The 13,413-nt window shown below is 63.4% G+C and carries 14 protein-coding genes; 9 read left to right on the plus strand and 5 right to left on the minus strand.

Going from position 1 to position 13,413, the window contains the following annotated elements; translation table 11 throughout:
- Positions 1 to 10 precede the first annotated feature (10 nt).
- From CFB17_RS02375 to CFB17_RS02385, 3 genes are all read left to right on the plus strand, one after another.
- Positions 11 to 469 (plus strand): DNA polymerase III subunit chi, encoded by a 459-nt coding sequence (locus tag CFB17_RS02375; protein WP_088559768.1) that lies wholly within the window; start codon positions 11 to 13, stop codon positions 467 to 469.
- Between the two features lie 105 nt (positions 470 to 574).
- Positions 575 to 997, plus strand: a complete 423-nt coding sequence (gene ndk, locus CFB17_RS02380) for a nucleoside-diphosphate kinase (protein ID WP_088559769.1) — start codon at positions 575 to 577, stop codon at positions 995 to 997.
- A gap of 586 nt (positions 998 to 1,583) precedes the next feature.
- A complete protein-coding gene (locus CFB17_RS02385) occupies positions 1,584 to 2,999 on the plus strand; it encodes a hypothetical protein (protein WP_133063822.1) in 1,416 nt (471 codons plus the stop codon).
- 24 nt (positions 3,000 to 3,023) lie between these two features.
- Here CFB17_RS02385 and purN read toward each other — a convergent pair whose 3' ends face one another.
- Entirely contained in the window at positions 3,024 to 3,680 is a 657-nt protein-coding gene (gene purN / locus CFB17_RS02390; protein WP_088559771.1) for a phosphoribosylglycinamide formyltransferase, read from the minus strand.
- Positions 3,677 to 4,771 (minus strand): phosphoribosylformylglycinamidine cyclo-ligase, encoded by a 1,095-nt coding sequence (purM, locus tag CFB17_RS02395; RefSeq protein WP_088559772.1) that lies wholly within the window; start codon positions 4,769 to 4,771, stop codon positions 3,677 to 3,679. The genes purN and purM overlap by 4 nt, the downstream gene beginning before the upstream one ends.
- 197 nt (positions 4,772 to 4,968) lie before the next feature.
- On the opposite strand from purM, the gene CFB17_RS02400 reads away from it, so the two are divergent.
- From CFB17_RS02400 to CFB17_RS02425, 6 genes are all read left to right on the plus strand, one after another.
- The gene (locus tag CFB17_RS02400; RefSeq protein WP_165769378.1) at positions 4,969 to 6,015 is read left to right on the plus strand and encodes a DUF2066 domain-containing protein; all 1,047 of its coding nucleotides are present in this window, start codon (positions 4,969 to 4,971) and stop codon (positions 6,013 to 6,015) included.
- On the plus strand, positions 5,970 to 6,590 hold the full coding sequence (locus CFB17_RS02405) for a CDP-alcohol phosphatidyltransferase family protein (protein ID WP_088559774.1): 621 nt from the start codon (positions 5,970 to 5,972) through the stop codon (positions 6,588 to 6,590). Before CFB17_RS02400 ends, CFB17_RS02405 begins: the two co-directional genes overlap by 46 nt.
- A complete protein-coding gene (locus CFB17_RS02410) occupies positions 6,587 to 7,324 on the plus strand; it encodes an HdaA/DnaA family protein (protein ID WP_243389676.1) in 738 nt (245 codons plus the stop codon). The genes CFB17_RS02405 and CFB17_RS02410 overlap by 4 nt, the downstream gene beginning before the upstream one ends.
- A 69-nt stretch (positions 7,325 to 7,393) precedes the next feature.
- A complete protein-coding gene (locus CFB17_RS02415; RefSeq protein ID WP_088559775.1) occupies positions 7,394 to 8,020 on the plus strand; it encodes a TetR/AcrR family transcriptional regulator in 627 nt (208 codons plus the stop codon).
- Between the two features lie 93 nt (positions 8,021 to 8,113).
- Positions 8,114 to 9,499, plus strand: a complete 1,386-nt coding sequence (locus CFB17_RS02420; RefSeq protein ID WP_165769379.1) for an MFS transporter — start codon at positions 8,114 to 8,116, stop codon at positions 9,497 to 9,499.
- A gap of 22 nt (positions 9,500 to 9,521) precedes the next feature.
- Positions 9,522 to 10,703: an anhydro-N-acetylmuramic acid kinase gene (locus CFB17_RS02425; protein ID WP_088559777.1), complete on the plus strand. Its 1,182-nt coding sequence runs from the start codon at positions 9,522 to 9,524 to the stop codon at positions 10,701 to 10,703.
- Positions 10,704 to 10,735: 32 nt separating this feature from the next.
- Here CFB17_RS02425 and CFB17_RS02430 read toward each other — a convergent pair whose 3' ends face one another.
- From CFB17_RS02430 to CFB17_RS02440, 3 genes are all read right to left on the minus strand, one after another.
- On the minus strand, positions 10,736 to 11,995 hold the full coding sequence (locus CFB17_RS02430; RefSeq protein ID WP_088559778.1) for an Hsp70 family protein: 1,260 nt from the start codon (positions 11,993 to 11,995) through the stop codon (positions 10,736 to 10,738).
- A gap of 86 nt (positions 11,996 to 12,081) precedes the next feature.
- Positions 12,082 to 12,552, minus strand: coding sequence for a hypothetical protein (locus CFB17_RS02435; protein WP_133063823.1), 471 nt, complete (start codon positions 12,550 to 12,552; stop codon positions 12,082 to 12,084).
- A gap of 61 nt (positions 12,553 to 12,613) precedes the next feature.
- Positions 12,614 to 13,405 carry a coiled-coil domain-containing protein gene (locus CFB17_RS02440; RefSeq protein WP_088559780.1) on the minus strand — a complete coding sequence of 264 codons (792 nt, stop codon included), beginning with the start codon at positions 13,403 to 13,405 and terminating at the stop codon, positions 12,614 to 12,616.
- Positions 13,406 to 13,413: the final 8 nt, after the last annotated feature.

A 13,413-nucleotide genomic window follows, 5' to 3' on the forward strand; every position in this document is an offset into this window, starting at 1 on the left:
TTCGAGCGCGATGCCCGAGTTCGGTTTTTACCATTTGACCCGCGATTCTCTCGAACGGGCGCTGCCGCGCCTGCTCGAGAAGTTGCTGGCCAGTGGGCGGCGCGCCGTCATCCGCTGCTCGAGTGCGGAGCGTCTAGAGGGGCTGGACCGGGCGCTCTGGTCCTACGAGCCGGCCAGCTTCCTGCCGCATGCAGGCAGCAATGATGCGCATTATCAGGACAGTATCGCATCCTCGCAGCCGATCTGGCTCACTACCGGGCTGGACCGGCCGAACGATGCCGATGTCCTTATCCTGACCGAGGGGGCTATGGCCGATGGTGCGGAAGCCTATGAGCGCGTGGTCGATATGTTCGACGGCGAGGATGAGGCGTCGGTTCGCTCGGCCCGTGAGCGCTGGAAGATTGCCCGGGCCGGCGGCCACATCCTGACATACTGGGAGCAGACTCCCAAAGGATGGCGCACGCGTTAGCCGCTAGGCCATCTGGCCAGGGCTAGACGGGCGCTTTATAAGCCCGCCGACCCCGGAGGGCGGAGCCAGAGCTTCGCCGACCCTAGAATGGAAGAGGACGACCCCATGGCGACAGAGCGAACGCTCTCGATCATCAAGCCCGATGCTACCCGTCGCAACCTGACGGGTGCGATCGTTGACCGCTTTGAAAAGGCTGGCCTTCGCGTCGTCGCACAAAAGCGTATCAAGCTGAGCAAGGAGCAGGCGGAACAGTTCTACGGCGTCCACAAGGAGCGCCCCTTCTTCAATGGCCTGGTGGCGTTCATGACTTCCGGTCCGGTCGTGGTGCAGGTCCTGGAAGGAGAGAATGCGGTTTCCAGGAACCGCGAGGTGATGGGTGCCACCAATCCCGCTCAGGCAGCCGAGGGCACTATCCGCAAGGATTTTGCCGAAGACATCGAGGCGAATTCGGTACATGGTTCCGATAGCGCCGAAAATGCCGCTACCGAGATCGCTTTCTTTTTCAGTAGCGACGAGATCGTCGGCTGAGCTCATTTGTCTTCCTCGCCACTTTGATCTGTTCGGGCGTCCGTCCGACCAGGTCAATGGTTGAGGTAGGTGCCAGCATGCTGCCGACGGCAAGGCGACCCCTTGGGGACCCAAGTCGTTGCCGCAGCCTTAGCCAAAGAGAGAACCCTTGAAGGCCAGATCGCTCACCAAGCTCACATTGGTCGTCGTCCTGGTGGTGGCCGCCGTCCTTTTGGGCGGCTACTACGCCATCCAATGGCGGGCGCAACGGGCCGTCGAGGATGCTCTGGCTCGTCTGCCCGATGGGATTGCCGGAACGGCGGGCCGCACGCATTATGACATTTTCGGGCGCGCCTTGACCGTGGATAATTTAGCGCTTGTCCGCGGCGGCCAACCCTGGCTTGACGTGGCTCAGATCGTCCTTGTCCAGCCGAACGGGAGGGGCACACCCTCCGACCCTTGGCAGGCCGAGGCTCTGGCGCTGAACGGCATCGTTGGTCGTGCTCCTGATGCACCGCAACGCGTTAGCCGCGTTGTCGCGCGTGATCTGCTAGCCTACGCCGATCCCGCTGGTGGGACGCCCCTTGCGGCCTTGACGGGACTGCGCGTGCTGAAGGCCGCCTCGATCGAAGTTAGCGATCTGGCGTCAGCTGAGGGGGTGCTCGGCAAGTTGCAGTTGCAGGGAATCACGGACGGCAAAGTGGCTGCGCTCAGCGCGAGCGGTATTACGATCCAAGATGGCGCCGAGGCTGCAACACGAATCGCCAGTGCGGATGCGGCCGACCTCGACCTTGATGGTCTCGTGGCGCTTCTCGGCCAGGGCTCGGAAAAAGGCGGTGAGGTCAGGCGGCTTCTGGCAGGCAACATAGTGCTGCGCGATATCGCGACCGGAAAATCCGGCGATCAAGGGGACCATGTGGGTTCGATCGAACTCAAGGGTTGGCAGGCGTCCACGGCCTTGCCGACTTGCAGTGATGACGAGGGCTGCTTTGCAGCGGCGCTTGCAAGGATGGCTGTGGAGGCTCTTGTAGTCACCGACATGGATCTGCAATCGACTGACGACGAGCACGACGCAGCCGATGGGCAGGTGCAGTTGGGTCGACTCGCGCTTGAACGGTTCGACGCCGGCAAGATCGGCCTCTTCGACATGACCGATAGTGGCTTCGTCAGCAATGTCGACGGTAGCAGTTTCGGTATTCGCCATTTGAAGACCGAGAACGCTGACCTGTCGGCTTTGCTGCAGGCCCAGAGTGCCGACCACGCGTCGAACGACGTCGAGAGAGATCTGCGCCAAGTGCGTATTTCAAATGCCTTGCTTGAAGATTTTTCTTATCGCGGAACACCGGATGGCCTGCCATTTACGATCGCGCGGATCGAAGCCAGCAACAACTATGGCGCTGACGACGCCGTGCAAACGAGGCTGGCGGTTCGGCATCTGATCGTGCCCATGCCAACGTCTGAGCAACCTCAGATCATGGATTTGCCGCCTATGGCCGCGGCCATCATCGGCGCGCAGGCCGATCTCGCTGTAGACCTCGACTATTCGTTCGAACCATCTAAGCAGGCACTCGATATCGAACGGCTTCGCGTGGCTCTGAACGATGCTGGAGCCCTTACTCTCAAGACTCGGCTTGAGGGCCTGGATATGAGTGACGACACCGGGGGGCTGGTGGACAACCCCGTGATGGACGGGCTGACGCTCCTACAGCGCGCGCGTCTGACGGACGCCGTTCTTCGTTTCGACAATCAGACGCTGGTCGATCGCATCATTGAGCGGGCTGCTACCGATAACGGCATCAAGCCGGACGAGGTACGCCTTGGCATTCGGCAGCAATTGCCGGTTTTGGCCCAGTTGATGCCTTGGCAGACCGATGTTGTTGATCAGATGGAGGCGTTTCTTGCCAAGCCGCAGGTACTTACGCTGACGCTCAGGCCTTCTCAACCCGTGACGTTGATCGATCTGGCGGCGGGCGTCATGAGCGGTGGGCTCGACGAACTACAGCCAACATTGAAGGCAAACTGAAGCTTGTCCGGCCCGCTTCGGTGCTTAACTGCGCAGGAGCGGATGCAGCAAAAGACGCGCAGGTGGCACGATCGGATCAGCCGGGCGTACCTGCTCGCCCTCGATGACGAGATCGCCTCGCGCCAAGAGCTGCAGTGCCCGTGGGTAGGCCTGATGTTCAACCTCGAGAACGCGGGCGGCTAGGCTCGCGTCATCATCGTCCTCCAGCACCGGTACGGCGGCCTGCATGAGGATGGGTCCGATGTCGACTTCGCTGCGCACGAGATGAACCGTGCAGCCTGCCAGGCGCACGCCCGCATCAAGCGCTCTTGCGTGCGTATGCAATCCCGGAAAGGCCGGCAATAGCGAGGGATGGATGTTCAATGTCCGATCGCGCCACGCATCGACGAAATGCGGGGTCAGGACGCGCATGAAGCCTGCAAGGCAGACGAGTTCGACGCCGGCCTGGCGCAACAACGCGTCGATGTTGCTCTCGAAATCGAAACGATCGATGAATTTCCTATGGTCGACGACGGCGGTCGGAATGCCAGCCTCCCGGGCTCGCACGAGACCATAGGCATCCGGCCGGTTGCTGATGACCAGGACGATCCGCGCGGCCGAATCCGGAAGAGCGCAGGACTCGATCAGGGCCTGCAGATTGCTGCCGCCGCCTGAGATAAGGACCGCCACGGCACGGCTCATGGGCGCTTCCCTTTAACCCACGCTTCCTCCAGCCCGTCGATGAGAACTCGGGCCTCGCCGGCACTGCGCTCCAACCTGCCGATGCGATGGACATGTTCGCCATGCGCTTCCAGGGCGCCGATGACGGCGGTGGCGCGCTCTTGGGCCACGACGATGCAAAAGCCGATGCCGGCATTGAACGTGCGAGCCAGCTCGCTGGCATCAAGGCCACCTGCATCACGCAGCCAGCCCATCACCGGCGGCAGGGGCCAAGCATGCGCGTCCAGGCGCGCATTCAAGCCTTCGGGCAGGACGCGCGGCAGATTTTCGACGAGGCCGCCGCCCGTGATATGCGCCATTGCCTTCACACCGCCTGTCGCGATCGCGGCCAGACCGCTCTTCACGTAGATCCGTGTGGGTGCGAGGAGGGCCTGGGCGAGCGTGCTGTTATTGGAGAACGGGGCTGCTGCCTGCAGGTCTGCCTTGCTCTCTTTGAGGATGAGACGGACGAGGGAAAAGCCGTTGCTGTGCACACCGGAGGAGGCAAGGCCCAGGACGATGTCGCCTTCCTTCAGATCGTCGCGCGGCAAGGTCTGGCCGCGCTCGACGGCTCCCACGGCAAATCCGGCGACGTCACATTGGCCGGGCGCATAGAGGCCGGGCATTTCGGCTGTCTCGCCGCCAACCAGGGCGCAGCCTGCCTGTCGGCAGCCCTCGGCAACCCCTGCAACGACCGAGGTTGCGGCCTCGAGATCCAGGCGGCCGGTCGCATAATAGTCGAGGAAGAAGAGGGGGGTGGCGCCCTGGACGATCAGATCGTTGACGCACATGGCCACGAGATCGATGCCCACACCTGAGAGATCGCCAGCCTGTTCGGCCACGAGCAGCTTGGTGCCGACGCCATCCGTCGTCGCCACGAGCATGGGATCGATGAAGCCCGCCGCTTTCAGATCGAAGAGTGCGCCGAAACCGCCGAGACCGCCACCCACGCCGGGTCGGTTGGTCGCTGCGGCGAGCGGCTTGATACGCTTGACGAACGCATTGCCGGAGTCGATGTCCACCCCTGACTCGCGATAGCGGTCGTTCCGGGGCTTGCCTTGTCGATCGGTCACGAGCGTTGCATCTTTCCTAGGACGTTAATGTTCGGGCGTCCGGCCATGTGCCAAGCCGTCTATAGAGTCTTCAGGGCCGAAGTACGATGAAGCTGAGGGGTATTGCAATGCGCTACGGGTTTCGGACGCCATTCACTGGCGGCGACGCCCGGAGGCATGGGCTGGCCGCGGGCGGAGCGTTGCTTGGCGGCTTGCTCATGGCCTGCGTCGCCTACGCTTTGATTCCATTGCCGGCTTTGGCGCAACAGGATGACTACTCGGTTCAGAACATTGCGATGTCGGCCGATGCGGCTGACGCGGTCGCAGCCCGCGATCAGGCCATCGCCGATGCCGAGCGGCGGGGTTTGCAGATCCTGATCGGTCGCCTCTCGAACGGGGGACAGCCGCCCTCGCTAGATAGCGTTCCGATCGACAGGGTCGTGCAGAGCTACGAGATCGCGAGCGAACAGGTCGGGGCAAAGAGCTACAAGGGCACGCTCAACGTCGCCTACGTCCCCGCGCGGGTGCGCGACATCATGAGCCGCAACAATATTTCTGTGGTGCATCAGACGCAGCCGACGCTGATCGTACCGGCGATGAGCGGGGATAACGGCCTTGCGCTCTGGTTCGATGCCGATGTCTGGCGAGGTGCGCTCGGGACAGCGGCGGCCAGTGATCCCAGACTCAAGCTCAATCTTCCGCTGAGCGATGCTGAGGACCTCGCCGACCTGACGCCTGCGCAGGCGCAGGCAAAGGACGCCGATGCTTTTGGCAAGCTACGGACGCGCTATCAGGTCAGCAACGTTGTCCTGGCCATCCTCAAGACCGATGCTAGCGGTGCACCAACCGCTGTCAGCCTGCAGAATATCATGGGCGGCGCGCTGCGTGGCGATACCGATCTGCAAGTGCCGGCTGGCGACGATGCCATGGCCGCCGCTGCCAATGCGGTGGTAAGCGCGCTCCGTGACGCAGGTAAGCCGGCGGTTGCCGTCGCCGCCGGACCCACTCAGTCCATGAGTGTCCTGGTGCCGCTTGTCGATCTGGCCTCCTGGGTGCAAATAAAGCGCGGCCTCGGTGATGTGCACGAGGTGAAAGCGGTCCAGGTCAACAGCTTCTCGCGCTCGCAAGCGCAGATCACGCTGACTTATGCCGGCGACGTGGGCACGTTGCAGAGCAACTTGAACGGGCGCGGCTTCGAGCTGCTCTCGGAGAATGGGCAATGGCGATTGCAACGAGCGGGTGTGGCGAACCCGGGAGCACTTTAGAACGAACGCGTTCCGGTTTTCTGTCACTGCTGCCCTTCTATGTCGCCAACTTCCTGACGCTGGCACGGATCGGCATCGTGCCGCCCTTGCTTTACGCGATACATGATGGCCACTTTGTGCTTGGCTTGTTGCTATTCGTGGCGGCCGCTGCAAGCGACGGGCTGGATGGCTTCATCGCTAGGCGCTTTGCCAGCCAGAGCCGGCTCGGCGCCACGCTGGATCCACTGGCCGACAAGCTCTTGGTCAACGGTCTCTACGGTTTCCTTGCCGTCCAGGGCGCTTTGCCGTTCTGGCTGTTCATTGCGGTCATGTCGCGTGATCTAGCCATTCTGTCGGGAGGTCTTTTCGTCAATCTGAAGGATGACCGGCGCAAGGTGCGGCCGCTCGTCGTTGGCAAGCTCTCGACCTTCCTTCAGTTCGCCTTGGCGATGGCGGCCCTGATGGCGCAAGCTGGTTGGATCACGGCGTTGCCGGCTCAGATTCTGGTCCCCGCTGTCGCGGCCATGACCGCTGTTTCTGCAGTGGTCTATCTTGGTGTCGTCCTGACGCCAGTAGCCGGCTCGGTCCGCTCGTGAAGATCGATGCTGACCAGTTGGCGCTGGACTTGCCGCATCTCGAAGGCAGTGAGCTCGCCGACTTTCTGCCAGCCGCATCCAATCGCGAAGCGCTGAATGCCATCCTGGTCTGGCCTGACTGGCCGGCGACGGCGCTGCTGCTGGCAGGCCCCGAAGGCGCTGGCAAAACCCATCTGGCGCGTATCTGGGCAAAACGGGCAGGCGCCGTCATCCTGGGCGCGGCAGATCTTTGGGAGGCGGCCGGTCCATTGGGTCGCCTGGGCCGGCGGCAGGCCGCGGTCGTGGACGGCGCCGATGACATCACGGACGAGGCGACCCTCTTTCATCTCTATAACGCCTTGGCGGAGCGGCAAGGCCATCTTCTCCTGACTGGCAGTCGACCGCTTGCCGAGTGGCCGATCCGGCTTCCCGATCTTCGATCACGCCTCAGAACGGCTTGGCACGTGCGCATCGATCCGCCTTGCGATGCCCTCTTGGCAGCGCTTCTGATCAAGCAATTCGCTGATCGACAGCTGCGCGTGGACCCGGGCGTTGTAGATTACCTTGTGAGCCGTATGGAACGCTCGTTCCCAGCCGTGCGCCTCCTCGTCACGGCCCTCGATCGTGCCAGTTTGAGGGCGCGTCGCCCGATCCGCCTGACACTGGCGCGCGACGTCTTAGCCATGCTCCGCGATGAAGCCACCGCCGCCCCAGCCGATCATGCGCCCGAGGAGTTCGAGCTGATCGGACGCTGATGCCCATATCGTTCTCGGTATGCGAACTTTGCGCTTGTATTTGGAACTGAACGTTTCCAAAATAACCGCATGTCAGAGGAACTTGTCTCCCGGAGAGCGGCTGCCCGGTCCGGGCCCGGACGGCCGCGCGGTTTCGATTTCGATACGGCGATCGAGCGCGCCGTCGAGACGTTTGCGCTGCATGGCTATCACGGCACGTCGGTGCAGCACCTCACCGAAGCGACGGGACTGGCGCGCGGCAGCCTTTATAAGGCCTTTGCCGACAAGCGTGATCTCTTTATGCAGGCGCTCGAGCATTACACGCTGCAATCGCAGCACCGATTGGCGCAGGCGCTGGTTCAGCCGGGCCCGGTCAAGGAAGCGATCCGGGGCGCCTTGGCCGGCTATGGGCGACGGTGCGTCAGTTGGCGGGGGCGCAGAGGCTGCATCCTTACAACCGCGGCCATGGAGATGGTGCCGCAGGATCCCGAAATCGACGCCGTGATCGGCCGGATGTTCCGCCGCATCCAGGATCTGTTCGCGGCCGCTATCATTCGTGGGCAGGCAAACGGGGAAATTTCTTGTGATCTCGATGAGCGGGCGGTGGCGCGATTTTTATTAACGGTCGTGCAGGGACTTCGCGTGCTGGGCAAGACTGGCCCGGACGAAGCCGCCATCGACGAGGTCGTGGTGCTGGCTATGCGGGCGCTGGACTAGATATTTGGGAACGAACGTTCCATTTTGGGGGAAATCATGGCGGCGGCACGCCCTGAATTGACGGCTCAAGCCGATTCTAGGCGATGGTTCGCCTTGGCCATTCTGTTGACGGGCGCCTTTTTAGGTCCATTGGATTTTTTCATCGTCAACCTGGCGCTCCCCTCGATCCAAAAAGGACTAGGGGCGAGCTCTGCCGACACGCAGCTCGTGATCTCGGGCTATGCCGTGATCTATGCCTCCTTCCTCATCACGGGCGGGCGGCTCGGCGATATTTACGGTCGTAAGTCGGTTTTCCTCCTGGGCCTTGGCGGATTTGCCCTGGCATCGGGCTTTTGCGGCCTCGCGACCTCGACCGACATGCTGATCCTCGGGCGGACGCTGCAGGCCTTGAGCGCCGCTGCCATGGCGCCCCAGGCGCTGGCATCGATTCATGCGCTGTTCCCGCCGCATGAGCGCGTCCAAGCATTGATGATCTATGGTGCCACGCTTGGCCTGGCCAGCGTTGTCGGCCAATTGGCGGGCGGTGTTCTGGTGGCGCTCGATCTGGGCGGTCTCGGCTGGCGCGTCATCTTCCTCATCAATCTTCCAGTGGCCCTGGTCGCTGCTGCCACGGCCATTCCATTCTTGCGCGAGACCCGGAAGGGACCCAGTCCGACACTCGACATCGTCGGCGTCGTCCTGTCCTCCCTTGCCCTGCTGGCCTTCGTCATTCCGTTGACCGAGGGCCGCGATCGGGGCTGGCCGCTTTGGTCCATCGCCATGCTCGCGGCCACCCCCTTTCTGGTCGAGATGTTCCGTCGCTACGAGATCAGGCTGGCGCTCAAAGGCGGCGAGCCGCTGGTGCCGCTTGCCATCTTCGCCTCGCCTGGATTGCTGCGGGCCCTGGGTGCCGTGGCGCTCATCTATGCGCTGGCGACGTTCTTCCTGACCGTGGCCATCTACTGCCAGGTCGGTCTGGCGCAGACGACCATGCAAGCGGGCCTCATGATCCTGCCCTTTTGCCTTGGCAATTTCATCGGCCCCTTCGTGACCGGCCTCGTGGCGCGGCAGGCTGGAGGCCATGGGCCTTCCATAGGCTACGGCTTGATGGCGGTCTCCACCGCGGCCATGGCCGCCACCGTTCTTTCGGCGGCGCCGGCCGCACCGCCGGCCATTCCGTTCGTGATGTCGCTCTTTGGCCTCGGCCTGGGTATGGGCATCACGATTCCGACCATGATGCGGGTCGTGGTCGAACGCATCGATCCAGCCTTCGCGGGCCTCGTCGGCGGCGTCTTCAACTCGACACTGCAGGTCAGTGCCGCCTGCAGCGTTGCCCTGATCGGCGGCTTCTTCTTCACGGCATGGGGACCGGCGATGCGACCCGAGGATGTCGGCCATGCCTTCGGCTTGACCATGCTGTTGATCGCGGGCGTCTATGTCGTGGCCGGCATGCTGGCTGGCGGGCTGGGACAGCGTCGGCTATGCGGCGTCTCGTCTTGAGAGGCTGAGCGAGAGTTAGGGCATGGAGCGTTTAGACAGGCCGCTGCGATTGGCGGAGATCGTCTGCAAGCCCGAGCGGATTGTGGCCGGATTGATGACCGGCACGTCGCTGGATGGCCTCGACATGGCGATCCTGCGCGTGCCATCCGGTGTGCCGCGTCGCTTCGAGATGCTGGCCCAGGCGGCGGTAGCGATGCCTAAGGATCTGCGCCGGCGTCTTGAGCCGCAAGGTCAGATGAGTGCGGCCGAGATGGCCCGCGTCGCTCGCGATCTAGGGCTTTGGTACGCGGTCGAGCTGGATCAGCTCGCGCTTGCGCATGGCCTCAACCTCGACCTGATCGGCGTGCATGGCCAGACCATCTATCATGAGCATGGCGTCACGACGCTGCAGATCGGCGAGCCTTCCTATCTGGCGGCAAGACTGGGCTGCCCGGTGATCGCCGATTTCCGCCAGGGCGACGTCGCTGTGGGCGGCTGTGGCGCGCCGCTCGTGCCCATCGTCGACCAGTGGCTCTTGCAAGAGCCCGAGATGGGCGTCGTGGCGCTCAATATTGGCGGCATCTCGAACCTTACCGCCATCCCGGCCGCCTGTGCCGAGAGGCTCGCCGTGGTGGGCTTCGATTGCGGGCCTGGCAACATGATCCTGGATGAACTGGCCAAGCGGTTTACCGCCGATCTGCAGGGCGGCCCGCAGCCGATCGACTGGGACGGCCAGTTCGCGGCGCGGGGCGCGGTCGATCGCCAACTCCTCGCCCATCTCATGCGGGATCCCTTTCTGGTCGCCCCTCCACCCCGTTCGGCAGGCCGCGAGCAGTTCGGTGCGAGCTTCGTCGATCGGCTGCTGCAGGCAGTGGCTCCGGACGGCCCGCAGGCTTGGTATGATCTGTTTCGTACCGTCACCCGCTTCACTGTCGAGGCCGTCGTCGTGGCAATCCGGGATTTCGTGCTGCCGACCATGTCGATCGGCCGTGTCCTGGTCAGCGGCGGTGGCGCCCGTAATCCGGTCATGATGGCGGAACTGGCCGCAGCGTTGCCGGGCGTCGATGTCGGCACGACCGACCGCTTGGGTCTGGATGGGGACATGAAGGAGGCGATTGCCTTTGCGCTCCTAGCCTCGGCCAGGGTCGATGGCGTGCCTGCCAACCTGCCCGGCGTTACGGGCGCTAGCCGACCGGCCTTACTGGGTAAGATCGTGGAAGTTTAGGTGCCGGTGCCGAACCGTCGTTGGGCCTCGGGTCAACAGCCGTAGCGACGTAACGCTTCGAGGGTCAGCCCCTGGCCGACCGACCCGAAACGGTCGCCATCGACCACGCGGGCGGCAGGTAAATACTGCAGAATGGCAGCACGCACCGTCGGCAGCAGCGTGGAGCCACCGGTCAAAAAGACGGCGTTGATCGCGTCGGGTGAAATCGCCGCCTGGCTCAGGCAGGTGCGTAGTGAATTGCCGATCCGCTCGCTCATCGTCGCGGTCACGGTCTCAAGAAGGCAGCGATCGGCGGCGGCTTGGAGGCCGGGTTCGAGCCAGCTGAGATCGATCGATGCGCGATCGTTGGTCGTCAGCTGGATCTTTGCCTGTTCGCTCTCGATCGCCAAGGTGTGGCCGCGCCGGGTTTCCAGGACCTTCAGAAGTCGTGCCAGCAAGTGGGGGGCGGCCGAGTCGCGGACTAGCTCGTGGACCCGGTTCACGACCTTTCGGTTGTAGAGCAGGTTGACCCGGGACCAGGTGGCAAGATCGGTAAAGAGTTGCGCCGGCGCTTTGAGACCCGGTCGGCGCATCGGGCTGCGATAGCCCAGATGCGGCATGATCGCCTCGAGCGACAAATGGCGATCGACATCCGTGCCGCCCATCCGCACGCCGGTGCTGGCCAGGACGTCGCTGGTGCGATCCGGTAGCTCGCGACGGACGGGAGACAGGCGGATGACGGTGAAGTCGGACGTGCCGCCGCCGATATCGGCGACGATCGCCAGTTCCTCGTCGACCACCGCGCTGGCCTCGTAGTCGAGTGCCGCCGCGATCGGCTCGAGCTGGAAGGATATCTCTTTAAACCCGACTGCTTGAGCGATCTCACGCAGCGCACTCTCGGCCCGCCGATCGCCTTCCTCATCACCATCCACGAAGTGAACGGGGCGGCCATGCACCACATGGGTCAAGCTGCGGCCGCTCGCAGCTTCGCCCCTCCGTTTCACCTCGCCGATGAAGATCGCAATCAGGTCACGAAAGCCGATGCGGCCGGCACCGAGTTCGGTCTCCTCGTCGATCAGGCTGGTGCCGAGGACGGATTTCAGGCCCCGCATGAACCGGCCGTCGGTGCCGCTCACATAGGCCTGGATCGCAGCTTGGCCGAAGAGTCGACGATGTGCCTCGAAATCGAAGAAGAGTGCGCTTGGCAGCGTCGTCTCGCCTTCGTCCAGCGCCGTCATCTGGGGGAGCGAGGCTGTCGCAAGACCCAGCGTCGTGTTCGATGTCCCGAAATCGAGACCGCAGGCGGCTGTCATAAGAGCGTCCAGGTGTAGTCGAGGTAGAGGGCGGACGGGTTAGCCAGCCCCCACTGCCTTTGTCTACCCCTGCCGTGGAGGCCGCATCAGTTGGTGAGGGCGTCGACCTCCCTGGCGGCGGCGTCGATCTGTTGCTTGAGCTGGCGCAGCTGTGACTGACGTGCGGCGACGGCGGCTGGATCATTCGCTGCCTGGCTGGTCTGCAGTTGCATCGATGTATCGCTGTAATCGGCTTTCAACTCGTTCAGCCGGTTCTGCAATAGCCCGGCCTTTCGCTTGGAAGCCTGGGACGAGGCGCGAAGTCGAGCCAGCTTTGCCTGCTGCGCGTCGAGCTTGGCCAACTCCGTGTTGAGATCGGAGCTAACCTGCGTCTGCGCGTTCATCACGTCTTCTTGCTCGGCCTGCAAGCCGGCACGCCTATCCTCTTCGGCTTGCTGGGCATCCTTCGCCGTCTGAATCCGCGCGCGGTTGGCGTTAACGTCGTTTTTCGCATCGAAATAGGCACAGCCGTCCAGAAGGATCAGCGCCGCGAGCATAACAATGGTGGTCTTCTTCAAATCTGGCCTCCTGGATTGCTTATGCCACACGGGCGAAAGTCGCGTTGTCCATGCGTCGCCCTTAGCCGATACGGCCGACAGCGATATCCTGCGCCAGCAGGTCGCGCTGCTTTTGCAATTCGGTCAGCTTGGCCGCGTTGTTCGCGATCTCGGTATCGAGGGCAGCCGTCGCCTGCGGCCCGCTGGACTGCATCGTCTTGGCGGCGGCCACCGCCTGGTCCCTTTGCTGCTGCGCGCCTTGAATCAACGTATCAAGGGCAGCCACATTAGCCTGCGCGCGGCTATTCTCACGCGCAAGCTGTGCTGCCGTTATCTCATTGCGTTTGTATTGCGCCTGCGCCTTGCTCAGCCGGTCTCGCGTCTGGTCGATGACGGTCCGCGCCGTGCGGATCGAATCCTCGAGCTTGGCATTGTCGGCTTTGAGCTGGTCCGTGGTTTTCTGGATCGCCGCTAGTTGACCTTGCTGATCGCCGCGCTCCTTGGCGGTATTGTAGCCGTCGATGCCGCCAAGGATGCCGCCCGCCACCGCACCGGCAGCACAGAGGATCGCCGCGTTGCCAAGGGGATTGCCATTGCGGCCCGATCCCAGGAAAGCGCCCAGGAGAGAGACGCCCGCGCCCACGCCGCAGCCAATGGCGGCGCCTACACCGGCACCACCGGCGACGACGGCCGTATAGGAGTTCGACTGTTCGCGCAGCGCGCGCTCGGCAGGGGTCAGCGTGGGATCGCTGGCCGACGTATCGGTCGGGCTGTCAGAGACGCCGGTGGAAGCACAGCCAGTCAAGAAGAGCGCTGCGCATAGGAGCAGGGCTAATCCCTTGCGCCCGCCTTGCGCCTTGTCTGTCCCTGTCATCGTCGCCC

This window comes from Arboricoccus pini, assembly GCF_900187945.1.
Lineage (GTDB): Bacteria > Pseudomonadota > Alphaproteobacteria > Geminicoccales > Geminicoccaceae > Arboricoccus > Arboricoccus pini.